A 16,079-nucleotide genomic window follows, 5' to 3' on the forward strand; every position below is an offset into this window, starting at 1 on the left:
CCGGCGAGGTTTCCGAGTGACCACCGAACAGGACTGCATACAGTGTGGAATTTGCTGCGAGCGCTGGGGATGGAACCAGAAGGGCATAGTCGAGGACATCATTCCCTGGATCGAACAGGGGAGAAAGGATATTCTCCGGCATGTCAGGGTAAGGTTCACGGACGGCCGGAAAGGGAGCGGAACGGAGGTCACCAGGCAGGACCTGGACCGCATCGCCCGGATCTATTACTGGCAGGACCCGAACGGGAAGGCCATGAGGAAATGCCCGTTTTTCCGGCGATCGGAGGATGGGAAGGCGTGGTGCGGGATCCACACCGTCAAACCGAGGGTCTGCCGGGAGTTCACCCCCTGGAACTGGAAGAACCTGGAGTATTACGGGAGCTGCCCGGCGTGCAGGGAGAAAGCGCCGTAATAGTCGGATATTTTTGAAAAAAGGTATGTTACCAAATCTTCTTCGTGACGTTCCTGGAGGTGGCGGCCCTGGGAGCGTCGGGAATAGAGAAGAACTGTCTGGGAGATTTTTTACCGAAAAACACACGCGATGGTTCCGCCGCTCCCGAAGAGCGCCCCGGCGGCGGTTCATGAACTTGTTCTGCCGATTCCTCTGAAAATCTCTGCGGTACGACGGTCCAGTTATATCCCGTGCCAGGGTAAGCAGCGGCAGGCAGGCAGCCCCGGGAGCGTCGAGGAACAGAGTGGAACCATCCTAAAGTTGTGTCGAAAATCCACACACGATGGTTCCGCCGCCCCCGAAGGGCGCCCCGGCGGCGGTTCATGAACTTGTTCTGTTGACTCCTTTGACAAATCTCTGCGTGCCGACAGTCCAGGCATATCCCGTCGGGTCGCCGCAGCGGCGGGGCGGCAGCCCCGGGAGCGTCTGTTCGAAAGAGTTTCCGGATAAAAAAAAGAATGTGAAAATTTCCTATCCTTCCGCTTCTTTCACCTTCGGGTGCCGCATGAACAGGAAGGCTATGACCATCCCGACCAGTGCGAGCCCGACCACGTAGGGGAAGACTCCTTCGTACACCCCCGTGGAGGTCTTGATGAACCCGGCGAGCTGGGGCCCTGCGATCGCCCCCGCCCCGTAAGCCAGGAAAACCAGCCCGTAACAGCGCGGGTAGTCGCAGGTCCCGAAGAACGACCCCGTCGCTGCGGGCGCGAGGGCCAGCCACCCGCCGAGACAGCCCCACAGTATGGCGAAGGCCAGGATGTAGATCCCCTCGCCCGGGACGACCCACATGATCAAAGACGCGAATGCGATCAGGGCAAAGGAGACCAGGGCGGCATTCCGGGGATTGATCCTGTCGGTGAGGGCTCCGAACACGGGTCGGCCGCCACCGTTGAATATTGCGAAGAAGCCCACCAGGAACGTTGCCAGGCCGGCCTCGATCCCGAGTTCGGTACCCACCGGCTTGGCGATCGAGATCGCCATCAGCCCTGCAAGGCAGCCGATGAAATAGCAGATCCACAGCCCGTAGAAGGCGGTCGTCTTCACCATGGCCCCACGGTCACATTCGCAGGTGATCTCACCGGCCCGCGGGGTGGGGGGAGCCCACCCTTTCGGCGTCCAGCCGGAGGGGGGGAACCTGAGGGGGAACGCCAGGAGCGCGATTAGGATGATGAAGGCCACTCCAAAGACCCTGAAGGTATTCATCACGCCCATGCTCCCGATCAGGAACCCGGCGATGTTCGCCGTGAAGAATGCGGAGAACCCGAACCCCAGCACGGTCAGCCCCACGGCGACCCCCCGCCGGTCGGGGAACCACCGGGCCGAGACCGCCACCGGCACCCCATAGGCGATCCCGACCCCGATCCCCCCGATGATCCCGTACACGACGTAGAGCATCTGGACCGAGGTCACGGTGGAGGCCAGCAGCCACCCGAGACCGGTCAGGATCCCACCGACGATGGTGACGTTCCTGGGTCCCCAGCTCTCGATATACTTCCCGGTCAGCGGCATTGCGATAGCGAAGAACGCCAGGAACACCGAGAACGGAAGGAGGACGTCGTTTGCCGTCACCGACTGTCCTAGGGTGTCGGTAAAGTACGCGGTAAGCGGCCCGACAAAGACGCTCCACGAGTAGATGGTCCCCAGACAGAGGTTGATCAGCAGCCCCAGCACTACCAGGCCCCACCGGCCCTTCTCGGCCGGCATCCCGAGCACGTTCAATTCATGCACCACAGCCATTCCGATTCTCCTTCATTAGTTGCTCGAATTCTGCTCCATATCGCAGGTACTCATTCCCTCAATTGCGCCGGCGGGACTGCACGTCCCCGGAGGTCCCCGCGAGACACGTCGGGGTGGGGCGCTCCTTTCCATCCGGATCGTTAAAACCCGGGTTTCACTCGCCATAACGCCATACTCCTGGAAAAAGGGAGGTTACTCCTCCAGGGTAGAGATATCTCCCGGGTCGATCCCCATCTCTTTCGCTTTCAGCACGCGGCGCATGATCTTCCCTGACCGGGTCTTCGGCAGCTTGTCCATGAACTCGATCTCGGAGGGCATGGCGATCGGGCCGAGGGTCATCCGGACGTGGTAGGTCAGGTCCGCTTTCAGTTTATCGCTCGGGGAAAAGCCCACCCGGAGGATTACGAAGGCCTTGATAGTGTTCCCCTTCATGGGGTCCGGTTTCCCGATTACCGCCGCTTCCGCGACCGCCTGGTGGGAGACCAGCGCACTCTCCACCTCGGCGGTCCCGATGTTATGGCCCGCCACGATGATCAGGTCGTCGGCCCTTCCGATGACCATGATGTAGCCGTGTTTTCCCTTCACTGCCAGGTCGCCCGCGGTATAGCAGCCCGGGATAGTGTCCCAGTATTTCTGGTACCGCTCGTCGTTCTTGTAGACCGTACGGAGCATAGAGGGCCAGGGATTCCGTATCACCAGGAACCCCCCGGTGCCGGGCTCTACCGGTTTTCCGCTCTTGTCTACCACATCGGCAACGACCCCGGGGATCGATTTACCCGCGAATCCGGGGCGCATGGGCTCTCCCACCATCGTGGTGATCATCTGCATCCCGGTCTCGGTCTGCCACCACGTATCTACAATGGGACACCGGCTTTTCCCGATCGCTTTGTAGAACCACTCGAATGCCTCGGGGTTGAGCGGCTCTCCGACAGAACCCAGGATACGGAGCGAGGAGAGGTCGTATTTATTCGGCCATTCCTCCCCCACCTTCATAAACATCCGGATGGCGGTCGGTGCGGTATAGAATATGGTAATTCCCAGTTCCTCGATGATCTTCCAGAACGATCCGGGGTCAGGGTAATCGGGAGTCACCTCTCCGAGCACTACCGTGCCCCCGGCGCAGAGGGGCCCGTAGACTACGTAGGAATGCCCGGTAATCCAGCCGGTGTCTGCAGTGCACCAGTATACGTCCGTATCTTTCAGGTCAAAGACATTCAGCGTCGTATAATACGTCCCCACCATGTATCCGGCGGTGGTGTGCACGATACCTTTCGGAGTACCGGTGGAACCCGAAGTGTAGAGGATGAACAGCGGGTCCTCCGCGTCCATAACCTCGGGCTCGCACCGGGTGGATACGCCCTTCATCAGGTCGTAAAAGTCGACCTCCATCTCCCTGTGCAGTTCCACGGGGTTCTCCTTCTCTCTTGAAAGTACCACGACCTTCTCAACGCTCGGTGCGTTGACCACGGCTTCCTCTACGATTGTCTTCAGCGGGATGGTCTTTCCCCGCCGGATGGCCACATCCGCGGTAATCACTACCTTCGCCTCGGCATCCTTGATCCGCATGTTCAGGGCGTTCACACCGAACCCGCCGAATACAACGGAGTGGACCGCCCCGATCCGGGCACATGCGAGCATGGCGATTACCTGCTCGGGGACAAGGGGCATGTAGATGCATACCCGGTCGCCCTTGGCCACCCCGAGTTTCTTGAGCCCGTTGGCGAACCTGCAGACCTCGTGGAAGAGCTTCTGGTAGGTGAGGATCCGCTCCTCTCCCTCCTCCTCGCCCCGCCAGATCATGGCCACCTTGTTCCTTCTGTGGTTGGCCACATGCCGGTCCAGGCAGTTGTAGGTGATGTTCAGCTTAGCGCCGACGAACCACTTTGCATAGGGATAGTTCCACTCCCTGACCTTTGTCCAGGGTTTGAACCACTCCAGCTGTTTCGCCTGGGTCTCCCAGAAACCGTCCGGGTCTGCAAGAAACTCCTCGTATGCCTTCTGGTAATCCTTGGTCCACGCCTGCTGCTTGTAGGATGGGTCGGGGAGGTAAAATTTCTCCTCCTCAACCAATGGCACGTCAAATGATTCAGCCATGTCTTCGCACCTTATTTCGTCAATGTATCCCGCCGGGAGAGAGGAATAAAGACCTTTCCGGCCCCTCTACTCCGGTGCTTTCCACGGCGGAGGATCTCCTGATCTCAAATTGATTGGATGTGTCGGTTGTTCCACTGCGGTTCCCGGGAACCCCGTGTCGAGGGTCCCCTCTTCCGGATGTCGTTGCGGTTCCTTTCCAAACCCTCCCACCTTTTCATAATGATTAATCATTATAATTATTAATCCTTCGTTCTGCACCGGCGACAGCATTCTCCCTGCCCGTCGAGCCTGGTTACTTCAGCAGGTGGCGGCATTTTCTTCGTGAACGGGGATACCCCTGTAAAACCCACATCTTCTGCGATAATTCTTTGATGGCCGGCATCTTTGGCGGGCAAGCGGGAGGATAAGGGAGTCGGAGGAAATCTCCCGAAGATATCCGTGAAAATTGCATGTCGGGTTGAATACGATCTTTCCCGGTCTTTTCACGGCAGGGTCTCACGGTGGGGACGGGTTAAATTCGATCAATAAACCGGTTTAAAAAATTAAGAGTCTGTAGGGTTTTATAGTAGGAGATCGAATTTAACGTATAATGCCGGGAAAACCCGGGGTGTAATCCATGGACTATGGAAAACTGATTGAAGATTCATTCACCTATGCAAAAGAAGGACTGCTTGGAAATATATGGACCTGGATTCTCCTGATAGTACTTGCGATAATACCGGCGATCCCGGTAATAATTGTCATCGCTGCTATCGTGGTCGGTATGATAGGAGGTGTGCCGAACTGGATCCTGCTCTTCTCCGGAATGGCCGTAGCGATTTTTCTGGCGCTCCTCCTGAGTTCGTTCCTGGCCGGGTACGAGATCCGGATCCTGCGCGGGACAACCCCGCTGCCGCCGGTGTCAGGGTTCGGGGCGATGTTCTTCGATGGCATCCGTTATATCGCCATCCAGATCATCTACATGATCCCGGTCATCATCGTGGTTGCATTGACCGCTGGCGCCGCTATCATGACCGCACTCTCATCCCCGACAAACCCCGAGGCGATCCTGCCGCTTATCGGCGGAATTATCCTGGGAATCATCATCGCACTCATTCTGGCGTTCATCATCGGTCTGTTTGCGATTATCGGGGTCGTGCGGTTCGCCCGCACCGGCCGGATAGGAGAGGCGTTCAATTTCAGTGAAATTCTTGCAACCATCCGGAAGATTGGATGGGGTCACTATATCCTTGCCCTCATCATAGTATTCGTGATCGTGATGGTCGTGGAATTTGTGGTGGGAATAATCCCCGTCATCGGAGGGATCATCAACCTGATCATTGTTCCCTGGGTCGTAGTATTTATGTCCCGTTACATCAGCCTGCTCTATGACAGTGCAGGGGCGGGAGAACCCACGCAACCCATGGCCCCTGTGGCAGCGATGGCACCGGCGGAATAATTCCAGGTATCACTTTTTTCCGCGCTGCTCTTTTCAGCCATTTCTTCCGGGCATTCGGGAGTGTTACCATTCCAGGCAACAACCTCCCAGGGGCCTGGCGTTCGTCCCCATGTCTTCCGACAGATGGGCCGGTCACGGGTTTCCGGGGAACGGCAAGTATAAGCATTAAGGGGTGCCGAACCGAATAGGATTCCATGAAAGTTGCGATCGTCGGAGCGTCGGGGTACGCAGGAGGAGACCTGATACGGCTCCTCCTTACTCACCCCCATGCGGAGGTCACGTTGGCCACCTCCCGGAAGCATGCCGGGCAGCCGATCGAGACGGTCCACCCCCACCTGAAGGGGTTCACCGGCCTCTCATTTGAAAACCCGGAGCCGGAGCAGATCGATGCGGATGTCGCATTCCTGGCGGTGCCGCACACCGCCGCGATGAACTATGTCAGGAAACTCCTGGACCGGGGGATCAGGGTAGTGGACCTCTCTGCGGATTACCGCCTTCCGAAGGACGTGTTCGAGCGGGTGTACGGAGTGCCCCATATCGACTACTTCGAGGCCCCGTACGGGATCCCCGAGCTCCATCGCAACGAATACCGGAACACCATGTTCGTCTCCAACCCGGGATGTTTCCCCACAGGAGCGACGCTTGCGGCAGCGCCTCTGGCCCGGTACGCCCACACGGTGATCTACGACTCCAAGACCGGGGTATCGGGTGCGGGGGACAACCCCTCCGCAACCACCCACTATCCCAACGTGGGGGACAACGTGAACCCCTACAAGTGGACGTCCCACCGGCACCTCGCAGAAATGCGTCTGGAGCTCTCCCGCCTGGGATCGAAGGCCACCGGGTACTTCACCCCCCATCTCGTCCCGGTCAACCGGGGGATCCTCACCACTGCACACATCCTCCTCTCCGAACCCCTCTCGCAGCAGGAGGTCGAGCGGATATACCGGGACTACTATAAGGACGAATACTTCGTCCGGCTCCAGTTCCCCATGCTTGCGGCGGTGCGTGGGACCAACTTCTGCGACATCCGGGTGGAGAGTGAGGGCCACCGGGTGGTAGCAGCCTCCGCCATCGACAACCTGGGCAAGGGTGCGAGCGGACAGGCCATCCAGAACATGAACGTGATGTTCGGATTCGACGAAAGGGACGGCCTCCGGGGTGCGGGGGTCCTTCCCTGAATTTGAGGTGAGAAGATGAAGATCAAGGAAATCATGACCCCGGACCCGATCACCATCCCGGTGCACGCACCGGTCAGGGACGCGGCGGCACTGCTGAAGAAACACCACATCGGGGGCCTCCCGGTGATGGACGGCGACCGGCTGGTAGGGATCGTCACCGAGTCGGATATCATCGCCCTCCTCGAGACAGGGAGGATCTCTGATGACCTGTGGCTCCCCTCTCCGCTGGAAGTCATCGAAGTACCCATCAGGGAGATCGTAAACTGGGAAAAGACGAAGAGCGCCCTGAAGGATATCGGGGACACGGGCGTTGAAGAGGTGATGAGTAAACCGGTCGTCACCATCGGGGAAGACCAGGACATCGAGGACGCGGCCCAGCTGATGCTCGATGAGGGGATTGCCCGCCTCCCGGTGGTCAGGGGGGACCTGCTCGTAGGGATAGTCACCCGGGCTGATATCGTTTCTGGCGTGGCGACCTCTGCATCCGGAGAATAAGAGGAGCGTCGTTACTTTTGAAGAGCATCTGTGGCGTAGAGGGAGTCTCAGCGTGGGGGATAAAGGAGGGCAAGTACGGGCTTGCCCTGATCCGGGCGGAAGGGGACTCGGCAGGGGTCTTTACCAGGAACCTGGTGAAAGCGGCCCCGGTAAGCCTGATGGAAGACCGGGTGCGGAAAGGCAGGCTCTCTGCAGTGATCGTGAACTCGGGGTGCGCCAACGCCTATACCGGTGAACGCGGGATACGCGACGCGGCCGCCATGGCCGATATCGCCGGGGAAGCGCTCTCCCTGGACCCCGGATCGATAGGGGTCGGGAGTACGGGGGTCATCGGCCGGTACCTCGACCTTCCCCTGATACGTGACCAGGCGTTCCGGGTGGCCCCGAAGATCGTCCGGAGCCCGGAGGCGGAAGTGATGGCCGCCCGGGCCATCATGACCACCGATCTCACCGAAAAGCATGCCCTGGAGAGGAGGGAGACCTTCTCCGTCGGAGGGATCACCAAGGGGAGCGGGATGATCGCCCCGAACATGGGCACCATGCTCGCCTTCATGTATACCGATGCCCAAATCCCGGCACGGGATTTGAGAGAGTCGCTAAAAATTGCCGCGGACAGGTCGTTTAACCGGGTGGTGGTGGACGGGGACACGAGCACCAACGACATCTGCCTCATCACCGCCACAGGGTCCGCGGGGAAAGTGAATATGGCCGAGTTCCAGGCTGCGCTGGAGTCCTGCTGCCGGAGCCTTGCGATCCAGATCGCCGAGGACGGTGAAGGCGCGACGAAACTGCTCGAGGTCACGGTTGTCGGGGCCCCCGACGAGGAATCAGCGGCGAAAGTCGCCCGGACGGTGATCGAATCGCCCCTGGTCAAGACCGCGGTATACGGCACCGACCCGAACTGGGGAAGAGTTATCGCTGCCGCAGGGAGGGCCGGGGTGAAGTTTGACCCCGATTCCGCCTCACTCGTGGTGAGCGACGGTAAGGATTCCGAACAGCTGGTAAAAGACGGTACGATCGTGGTCGACCTGGCCAGGGCCAAAGCGCGGATGCAGGGAAAGAAGGTCATTTTCGTCCTGGACCTCGCATCAGGAAACGGGGAGGCCACGGCATGGGGCTGCGACCTGACCGAGAAGTACGTGGAGATCAACGGGAGGTATACCACATGAACCGAAAGATCGGCCGGGAGGACAGGAGCAGCGGGAGGAACATCTCATGAAACGTGAAGAAGTACTTACCGAAGCCCTGCCCTACATCCGGCAGTTTCATGGCAGGACCATGGTCATCAAACTGGGGGGCCACGCACAGGTCGACCCGGTGATCCTGGACACGGTCATCAGTGACGCAGTGCTCCTGCAGCTGGTCGGGATCCGGCTGGTGCTGGTGCACGGCGGAGGTCCCGAGATCACCGAGAAGATGAAGGCTATGGGAAAGGAGCCCAAGTTCGTCGCCGGTCTCCGGATCACCGACGAGGAGACCCTGGAGATCGCCCAGATGGTACTGGTGGGAAAGATCAGCAGCAACATCGTCTCACTCATCGCCAAGTTCGGGGGAAAAGGCGTAGGCCTCTCGGGGAACGACGGGAACATGATCATCGCCCGGAAGATGACCCCCCAGCGGGTCTCGGTGGAGGGAAGAGAGCAGGAGGTCGACCTCGGTCACGTGGGGGAGATCGAGGAGATCAACCCGGCGGTGCTGAATACCCTGATGGACAACGGGTACATCCCGGTCATCGCCCCCATCGCAATCGGGAGGAACGGGCAGTCGCTGAACATCAACGCGGATACCGCCGCCGGGGATATCGCCATCGCCCTGAAGGCCTACAAGTTGATCAACATGACCGACGTGGACGGGATCATGGACCAGACCCGGACCAAGGTATACCGTCGGCTCTCACTCTCCGAGGCCGAGATGATGATCGCGAACGGTATAGTTTCCGAAGGGATGATTCCCAAGGTGAAGTCGCTCACCAAGGCGGTGAGCGAAGGTGTGGCGTTCGCCCATGTAATCAACGGCAACAAGGAGCACAATCTTCTGCTGGAGATGTTCACCGACGAGGGCGTGGGGACCATGGTCCACAGGGATTGACCTGGATAATTCATGAACTAGTTAAGGGAGCACCGCACACCTTTATTCACGACCCTGCATGAAACCGGCAACACTTCCATTTATCGTTCTGCTCGCCGTGGTGGCGGTCTTTGCGTGGAGCGGCACTCCCGTCATCGCAGATTCCCCCGGGCCGGGGACCTCCCCGGAGATCACCCTTACCCCCGCGATACTCCCGGGAAGTCCAATCGAGCCGGTGGTGGACGGGAAGGTCGTGGTCTATTTCTTCTACAACCAGGACTGCAGCGAATGCACCCATACCCTCCCTTTCGTGCAGGACTATGCGAGGACCCACCCGGACGTCATCGTCAGGTTCTATGACATCAAGGACAGCCCTGAGAACCGTGCCCTCTTCTCCCGGTTCAACCAGGAATATGCCGCAGGGTTCGTGGCGGTGCCGGCAGCATTCGTCGGGCCGTACGTGCTTGAAGGATACGAGCAGGTCACCGGAGAGCTCGATCTGAAGGTTCAGGAGACGACCGCGCTCGTCGCCGGGAACCTTACCCCGGAGGTCACTCCCACCCCCCAGGGTCCAGGCCAGGGAAGATCCCAGGTCCTTACCATCCCCCTGGTGATAGGTGCGGCCCTGGTCGACGGGATCAATCCCTGTGCGTTCTCGGTGCTCATCTTCCTCCTCCTCACTATCATGTCGCTCGGCAGCAGGAGAAAGATGCTCGAGGTGGGCACGAGTTTCATCGTCGCAGTCTTTGTCTTTTACTTCCTCTCCGGCCTGGGCCTCTTTACCGCCATCCAGATCTCGGGAGTATCGCAGGCGATCTCGGTGGTGGCGGCGTTCATCGCCATTGCGGCCGGAGTACTCTCGTTCCGGGATGCATTCCGGAAAGAAGGCGGGCCGGCCCTCGCCATACCGGAGTCCAGGAAAGGGATGATCGAACGATTCGCCCGGGTCGGTTCGGTACCGGCGGCATTCGTTCTGGGGATCCTGGTGGGGATGTTCGAGCTTCCCTGCACGGGGGGGATATACCTGGCGATACTCTCCCTCCTCTCCCAGGAGATGACCCTTATGCAGGGACTCCCGCTCCTCCTCCTCTACAACCTGATCTTCATCCTCCCCCTGGTGATCATCCTCGCGGTCGTCGCCTACGGGATCTCTGCGGAGCGGCTCGAAACCTGGCGGGTGGAGAAGAGGAGAACGGTCAGGATCCTCATGGGGGCAGTCATGATCGGGCTTGGAATTCTCCTGCTCTGGGAAGTCCTGGTGTAAACCCGGGCACCCACCTTGCCGGGATCTCTCCCGCCCTTTCGTTATTCCACATTGTTCAGGTCCCACCTTGAAAGCTCCAGATATTTATTACGGTTCCTTCCGGTTTTTCCTTCACCGGGGATGCAGCCAGATTTATCACTGCTGGTGATCCTCCGGTGATGCCTCATGAGGAGGAGAGACCTCGCCCGGGAGAAACCCTCATATTTAAATCCCCGGCCGGAGAGGATCAGGTGATGAAACTCCTCGTCTCCGGGCTCTTGCTTGTAGCCCTTATCCTGATGCTTCTTGCCGCCGGGTGTACCAACCCGGTGGAGGTCCCGACCCCGACCACGCAGGCGACCACGATCGCCACCGCGACAGCGTCACCTGTCCAGACCACGGCCGCTCCCCAGCCGGTGACCCAAGGCAGCCTCACGGGGGTTACCTGGTACCTGGTCTCGTTCAATCGCGGCACAGGGTCCACCAACGTCCTTCCGGGAACGGAGATTACCGCAATATTCGAAGGAAACACCGTGTATGGTTCGGCAGGGTGCAACCAGTACCAGGCCTCCTACCAGGGCAACCTGAACTTTATGTCGATCGGCACACCGTCAAGCACGAAGATGAGCTGCAACTCCCCGCCCGGGATCATGTCCCAGGAGAACTACTACATGAGTACGCTTCGCGGTGCATCGAGCTTTACCATAAACGGGGACATCCTGACGGTATACGACAGCAATAAGAATGCCATTCTCTCGTACACGAAGAACCCGGGTCCGGGGGCGCCTGTTCCGCTGACCGGCGGGACGTGGGTGATGAAGTCCTACGTGGACTACAAGGGCGAGATCTTCACACCGGTGGCCGGGACTACCATTAGCCTGGAGTTCTCGGATGACGGGAAGATCGCCGGCAATGCGGGATGTAACAATTATTTCGGTACATACGCCCAGACAGGAGCGAACAGCCTGGTGATCCGCGATATCGGGAGCACGAAGATGGCCTGCGCCGACCAGATCATGGTGGTGGAGAACTCCTACCTCACGATGCTGCCCCAGTTGAATACGTTCTACATTGCCGGGAACGAACTCTTCCTCTCGGACGGGGCCGGGAAGGTGACCCTGACCTTCGAGAAGAAGTGAGCGGGGTGCGGCAGGTGCCGCCCCCCAAAAAAACAATTGAAATTATTCCAATCTTTTTCCGATGCGATCTGACTCTCTTCAGGGAAGGTTTCCGTCTCCCGTGCACTCTCGCTGGCGTTCTTCCGACATCCCCACCAGGATCCGGAAAATGTCCTGTACCTGCAGCGGGTTGATGTTCTTCTCGACCGCCAGGTTGAAGGCCCGTTCCTGCACCAGTGACGATCGTTCCTCGTCATGGATGGGCACCCCCTCCAGCAGCTTGGCCTGGGCGATACGCCCCGCGATACGCTGTCGCTGGGCTATGAGGTCGATGATCTGCTCATCGATCCTGTCAATCTCCTTTCGTAGTGCGTCGATGGGCATGGTATATAATAACGGGCCCGAGTGGGGTATAAAGGTGCTGACTTTGCTCGTGCCAAAGGACATATGGCACAGGAGAACCATTGATCTAAGCTAAGGTTTTCTGATATGCTCGAGAGGATATCGGTGCGGGAACGACGCGATCTCATCATCGCCTGGCTCGCCATCTCCATCGCGTTCACCCTGATCTTCATCAGGCCGTCCGGGAAGGTCGTCCCGGAAGTATACCTGCTGTTCTTCGGGGTGTCGCTGGTCACGGTGGGGATCGGGTTCGTGCTGCACGAACTGTCGCACAAGTTCACCGCCATGAAATACGGGTTCTGGGCCGAGTTCCGCAGGGACAACCTGATGCTGGTCGTGGCGGTGGCGCTCGCGGCGCTGGTAGGGGTCGTCTTTGCCGCTCCTGGAGCCACCATGATCTACGGACCGACCATCACCCGCCAGCAGAACGGAAAAATATCGGCGGCCGGGCCGATCGTCAACCTGGTCCTCTGCATCCCGTTCGCCATCCTGCTGTTCGCAGGGCCCTTCGTCCCCCTGACCGTCTTCTCCCTGAACGTGGTCTCCCTCATCGGGCTGGTCGGCCTGCAGGTCAACGCGATGATCGCATTCTTCAACATGCTCCCTGTGAGTGTGCTCGACGGGAAGAAGGTGTGGGCCTGGAACAAGGGGATATTTATAGCGCTCTTCGGTGCCGCCCTCGTCGCGGTATTTTTCTCATATTACTACATCTATCTCTGAATTTTTTTAGGAAATCTGCAGGGCAGTGTGAATTTCAGGATACAAGGAACGAAAAACCGATTCGTATAAATAATAATTATACAAATTAATTTGTGTTAAAACAAGTAAAATTGAACTAGGAGGATCAGGATGCACATCATGGAAGGATTTCTCCCAAGCCCCTGGTGGGAGATATGGTTCGTTATCTCGGCGCCATTCTTGATCGTCGGGTTGATTCAGTTAAAGCGCCTCTTTGCCGAACACCGCGATTCGATACCCCTCCTGGCGGTCGCAGGGGCGTTCATCTTCGTACTTTCATCCCTGAAACTCCCTTCGGTCACCGGAAGCTGCTCCCACCCTACGGGGACGGGCCTTTCGGCGATCCTCTTCGGTCCGTTCATCACCTCCATCCTGGGCCTGATCGTCCTCCTCTACCAGGCGCTGTTCCTTGCGCACGGGGGGCTTACAACCCTGGGTGCCAATGTGTTTTCCATGGGGATCGCAGGGCCCCTTGTGGCATGGGGGATCTACCAGGCGGGGAACCGGACCGGGTTGAACACCTATGTCACCGTCTTCCTTGCGGCAGCCCTGGCCGATCTCTTCACCTACGTGGTCACGTCGTTTCAGCTCGCGCTGGCATTTCCGTCCGCTACAGGCGGAATATTCGGCTCGTTCCTTGCGTTCGGGGCTATATTCGCACTTACCCAGATTCCGCTCGCCATTGTCGAGGGAGTCATTATCGCCCTGGTCTTCAAATACATCGTGGCACTTCGCCCCGACGTCCTGGTGAACATCAGGGTGCTCACCCAGGAACAGGTCGACCGGCTCCGGGGGTCTTCATCATGAAGTACAAAGGAGAGATCATCGCCATCATCGTGATCGCCGTATTCGTAGGGCTGTTCCTCTACGAGAACGCGATTATACAGCAACAGGGAGCAGAAGAAGCCTGGGGCGGGGCGGACAGCCGGGCGGCAGAGATCATCGAGTCCGAGGGATACGAACCGTGGTACTCGCCGATTTGGGAACCTCCGAGCGGGGAGATCGAGACCCTTTTCTTCTCGCTCCAGGCAGCGATCGGGGCAGTCATTATTGGATATTTCTTCGGCTACTGGCGGGGGATCCAGAAGGCACAGAAACAATAGGAGACGTGAGCGCAAGGAATGGAGACCATCCTCGACGACTACGCCCACCGGAACGCACTGCGCGAGGTGGATACGCGGCTGAAACTGTCGCTCGGAGTGGGTGCCATACTTATCGGGGTCTTCTCGGCCTCCCCGCTTGCCCCTGCGTTGATCGCAGTGTCCATGAGCCTGATCACCGTGGTTCTCGCGAAGATCCCCGCCCGGCTTTATATCGGCCTGCTCGCGATACCGGTAACTTTTGCGGTGATGAGCGGGGTGGTGATCCTCCTGGTCACCGGCGGTGGGGAGACGCTCTATTCGTTCTCCCTTCTGGGTTTCCCTCTCTCGGTGACCACCGGTTCGATCCACCAGGCCGAACTGGTGATCGCCCGCACGTTCGGGGGGATGTGCTCACTGTACTTTATCGCGCTCACAACCCCGATGGTGGAACTCTTCTCGGTGATGCGGTCACTGCGCCTGCCGAGGGAGTTCGTGGACCTGTCTATGCTCATCTACCGTTCGATCTTCGTATTGATCGGGGAGGCCATCGCCATCCACAACGCCCAGGTCATGCGGAACGGGTATACCACGTTCCGGAGGAAAATCTATGCCTTTTCCATGCTCTCCGCGATGCTATTCATAAAAGCGTGGGAGCGTGGTGAGGCACTGCTCGTTGCCATGGACTCCCGGTGCTATGACGGAAAACTTGAGCTTCCCGAGACTGAAAAGAGGATCTCCTGGAAGGGTGCGGGCCTGGTGGGCACGTATCTCGCGGTGTTATTGACGGTCGCGGTCTATTCCGGAGGGTTGGCCATACTATGAACCACGACGACTCCGGGATCCCGGTCATCGAGTTCCGCAGTGTATCCTACGCGTATCCCAACGGCCCGGTCTCCCTGAAGAACATCTCGTTTTCCTTAAAGAAAGGGAGCAGGGTGGCCCTGGTAGGGCCGAACGGGGCGGGCAAGACCACCCTCCTCCTGATGTGCAACGGGATCCTCAGGCCGAAAGAGGGCAGTGTGCTCCTCTCCGGCCGGGCGGTCTCCTACGACGGCAGGTCACTCCGCGAGGTCAGGAAGAAGGTCGGGTTCGTATTCCAGAACTCGGATAACCAGCTCTTCGCCCCCACGGTCTACCAGGACGTCGCGTTCGGCCCCCTCAACCTGGGGCTTCCGGAGGACCGGATACGGGAGATCGTGACAAGGACTCTCTATGCCGTCGGCCTTGCGGGCTACGAGAAACGCCCGCCCCATCACCTTTCCGGAGGAGAAAAAAAGAGGGTGGCCATCGCGGGAGTGCTCGCCATGGAACCCGACATCCTGGTCTTCGACGAGCCGACCAGCTCGCTCGACCCGGCGGGAGGGGCGGAGATCATGGACCTCCTCGACGAGCTGAACGAGCAGGGGACCACAATCCTCCTCTCCACCCACGACGTAGACCTTGCCTACCACTGGGCGGACGAGGTAATCCTCATGGGCGGAGGGGAGATACTCCACCAGGGAACGCCCGAATCGGTCTTCACCGACCAGGGGATGATGCGGGCCGCACGGCTCACCATCCCGCCGCTCCTGGAACTCTACATGGAGCTCTCTGCGAGGGAGATACTCCCGGGGGGGAAACCACCGGCCGGTGTCCTCGACCTCACCCAGGCGATCGAGGCGGCAGCGGGAGGGAGGACCGGAATACACCCGGCTGCCATCTTCCTCTGCGATGCGGACCTGTGCCCGGGGGAACACCTCAGGGTCCTGATCGAGGAACAGGGTATCGGGCACGTGGGTGCGATGGGCACCCGGGCGAAGATGCGTGCCGAGGAGGAGGGTATCCCGGTCGACTTCACGTACGGGGTGATCGACAAGAGCCTGCTCAAGGCGATGCTCGGTGAGAAAGCCCTGATCATCACCGCCGGAGGGATGCTCGCCCGTGTCCGGGAACGGGTGGCGAAGTTTGCCGAGGAGAGCGGATTTACCATTCCCGTTATCCCTGTGGGCGAATAAGGAAAAAAATTTCTATTGGAGTTATCTTCGACGCTCCAG

Annotated in this window: 16 protein-coding genes; 13 read left to right on the forward strand and 3 right to left on the reverse strand. The window is 59.2% G+C overall.

The genetic code is table 11. The features are described 5' to 3' along the window. Positions 1-16 precede the first annotated feature (16 nt). A complete protein-coding gene (locus J2741_RS07975) occupies positions 17-412 on the forward strand; it encodes a YkgJ family cysteine cluster protein (protein WP_209674629.1) in 396 nt (131 codons plus the stop codon). A 510-nt stretch (positions 413-922) separates the two neighbouring features. Here the strand turns inward: J2741_RS07975 and J2741_RS07980 are convergent. Continuing rightward, the gene (locus J2741_RS07980; RefSeq protein ID WP_245249456.1) at positions 923-2,188 is read right to left on the reverse strand and encodes an L-lactate MFS transporter; all 1,266 of its coding nucleotides are present in this window, start codon (positions 2,186-2,188) and stop codon (positions 923-925) included. Positions 2,189-2,380: 192 nt separating this feature from the next. Further along, complete coding sequence (acs, locus tag J2741_RS07985; protein WP_209674631.1) at positions 2,381-4,282, reverse strand: acetate--CoA ligase; 1,902 nt, start codon at positions 4,280-4,282, stop codon at positions 2,381-2,383. 616 nt (positions 4,283-4,898) lie between these two features. Here acs and J2741_RS07990 point away from each other — a divergent pair. The 7 genes from J2741_RS07990 (at position 4,899) to J2741_RS08020 (ending at position 11,845) form a co-directional block, all read left to right on the forward strand. Then, a complete protein-coding gene (locus J2741_RS07990) occupies positions 4,899-5,720 on the forward strand; it encodes a DUF4013 domain-containing protein (protein WP_209674633.1) in 822 nt (273 codons plus the stop codon). A gap of 194 nt (positions 5,721-5,914) precedes the next feature. Further along, a complete protein-coding gene (gene argC, locus J2741_RS07995) occupies positions 5,915-6,901 on the forward strand; it encodes an N-acetyl-gamma-glutamyl-phosphate reductase (protein WP_209674635.1) in 987 nt (328 codons plus the stop codon). A gap of 15 nt (positions 6,902-6,916) precedes the next feature. Next, positions 6,917-7,396: a CBS domain-containing protein gene (locus tag J2741_RS08000; protein ID WP_209674636.1), complete on the forward strand. Its 480-nt coding sequence runs from the start codon at positions 6,917-6,919 to the stop codon at positions 7,394-7,396. 17 nt (positions 7,397-7,413) lie between these two features. Next, positions 7,414-8,565, forward strand: a complete 1,152-nt coding sequence (gene argJ / locus J2741_RS08005) for a bifunctional ornithine acetyltransferase/N-acetylglutamate synthase (protein ID WP_209674638.1) — start codon at positions 7,414-7,416, stop codon at positions 8,563-8,565. 46 nt (positions 8,566-8,611) lie between these two features. Next, positions 8,612-9,484: an acetylglutamate kinase gene (argB, locus tag J2741_RS08010; RefSeq protein ID WP_209674640.1), complete on the forward strand. Its 873-nt coding sequence runs from the start codon at positions 8,612-8,614 to the stop codon at positions 9,482-9,484. A gap of 58 nt (positions 9,485-9,542) precedes the next feature. Beyond that, positions 9,543-10,727: a cytochrome c biogenesis protein CcdA gene (locus J2741_RS08015; RefSeq protein ID WP_209674642.1), complete on the forward strand. Its 1,185-nt coding sequence runs from the start codon at positions 9,543-9,545 to the stop codon at positions 10,725-10,727. A 233-nt stretch (positions 10,728-10,960) separates the two neighbouring features. After that, positions 10,961-11,845 carry an META domain-containing protein gene (locus tag J2741_RS08020; protein WP_209674644.1) on the forward strand — a complete coding sequence of 295 codons (885 nt, stop codon included), beginning with the start codon at positions 10,961-10,963 and terminating at the stop codon, positions 11,843-11,845. A 78-nt stretch (positions 11,846-11,923) separates the two neighbouring features. Here the strand turns inward: J2741_RS08020 and J2741_RS08025 are convergent, their stop codons facing one another. Further along, a complete protein-coding gene (locus J2741_RS08025) occupies positions 11,924-12,208 on the reverse strand; it encodes a chorismate mutase (protein WP_209674646.1) in 285 nt (94 codons plus the stop codon). Between the two features lie 105 nt (positions 12,209-12,313). On the opposite strand from J2741_RS08025, the gene J2741_RS08030 reads away from it, so the two are divergent. The 5 genes from J2741_RS08030 (at position 12,314) to J2741_RS08050 (ending at position 16,040) form a co-directional block, all read left to right on the forward strand. Beyond that, on the forward strand, positions 12,314-12,946 hold the full coding sequence (locus J2741_RS08030) for a peptidase M50 (RefSeq protein ID WP_209674648.1): 633 nt from the start codon (positions 12,314-12,316) through the stop codon (positions 12,944-12,946). 129 nt (positions 12,947-13,075) lie between these two features. Then, a complete protein-coding gene (locus J2741_RS08035) occupies positions 13,076-13,771 on the forward strand; it encodes an energy-coupling factor ABC transporter permease (RefSeq protein ID WP_209674650.1) in 696 nt (231 codons plus the stop codon). Continuing rightward, the gene (locus J2741_RS08040) at positions 13,768-14,067 is read left to right on the forward strand and encodes an energy-coupling factor ABC transporter substrate-binding protein (RefSeq protein WP_209674652.1); all 300 of its coding nucleotides are present in this window, start codon (positions 13,768-13,770) and stop codon (positions 14,065-14,067) included. Before J2741_RS08035 ends, J2741_RS08040 begins: the two co-directional genes overlap by 4 nt. A gap of 18 nt (positions 14,068-14,085) precedes the next feature. After that, complete coding sequence (gene cbiQ / locus J2741_RS08045; RefSeq protein ID WP_209674654.1) at positions 14,086-14,868, forward strand: cobalt ECF transporter T component CbiQ; 783 nt, start codon at positions 14,086-14,088, stop codon at positions 14,866-14,868. Then, the gene (locus J2741_RS08050) at positions 14,865-16,040 is read left to right on the forward strand and encodes an energy-coupling factor ABC transporter ATP-binding protein (RefSeq protein WP_209674656.1); all 1,176 of its coding nucleotides are present in this window, start codon (positions 14,865-14,867) and stop codon (positions 16,038-16,040) included. The genes cbiQ and J2741_RS08050 overlap by 4 nt, the downstream gene beginning before the upstream one ends. The last annotated feature ends 39 nt before the right edge of the window (positions 16,041-16,079 follow it).

Source organism: Methanolinea mesophila, assembly GCF_017873855.1.
Classification (GTDB): domain Archaea; phylum Halobacteriota; class Methanomicrobia; order Methanomicrobiales; family Methanospirillaceae; genus Methanolinea_B; species Methanolinea_B mesophila.

Coding starts and splice junctions, on each gene's coding strand:
- J2741_RS07980 (WP_245249456.1), bottom strand. CDS start 2,188: ATGGCTGTGGTGCATGAATTGAACGTGCTCGGGATGCCGGCCGAGAAG.
- acs (WP_209674631.1), bottom strand. CDS start 4,282: ATGGCTGAATCATTTGACGTGCCATTGGTTGAGGAGGAGAAATTTTAC.
- J2741_RS07990 (WP_209674633.1), top strand. CDS start 4,899: ATGGACTATGGAAAACTGATTGAAGATTCATTCACCTATGCAAAAGAA.
- argC (WP_209674635.1), top strand. CDS start 5,915: ATGAAAGTTGCGATCGTCGGAGCGTCGGGGTACGCAGGAGGAGACCTG.
- J2741_RS08000 (WP_209674636.1), top strand. CDS start 6,917: ATGAAGATCAAGGAAATCATGACCCCGGACCCGATCACCATCCCGGTG.
- argB (WP_209674640.1), top strand. CDS start 8,612: ATGAAACGTGAAGAAGTACTTACCGAAGCCCTGCCCTACATCCGGCAG.
- J2741_RS08015 (WP_209674642.1), top strand. CDS start 9,543: ATGAAACCGGCAACACTTCCATTTATCGTTCTGCTCGCCGTGGTGGCG.
- J2741_RS08020 (WP_209674644.1), top strand. CDS start 10,961: ATGAAACTCCTCGTCTCCGGGCTCTTGCTTGTAGCCCTTATCCTGATG.
- J2741_RS08025 (WP_209674646.1), bottom strand. CDS start 12,208: ATGCCCATCGACGCACTACGAAAGGAGATTGACAGGATCGATGAGCAG.
- J2741_RS08030 (WP_209674648.1), top strand. CDS start 12,314: ATGCTCGAGAGGATATCGGTGCGGGAACGACGCGATCTCATCATCGCC.
- J2741_RS08035 (WP_209674650.1), top strand. CDS start 13,076: ATGCACATCATGGAAGGATTTCTCCCAAGCCCCTGGTGGGAGATATGG.
- J2741_RS08040 (WP_209674652.1), top strand. CDS start 13,768: ATGAAGTACAAAGGAGAGATCATCGCCATCATCGTGATCGCCGTATTC.
- cbiQ (WP_209674654.1), top strand. CDS start 14,086: ATGGAGACCATCCTCGACGACTACGCCCACCGGAACGCACTGCGCGAG.
- J2741_RS08050 (WP_209674656.1), top strand. CDS start 14,865: ATGAACCACGACGACTCCGGGATCCCGGTCATCGAGTTCCGCAGTGTA.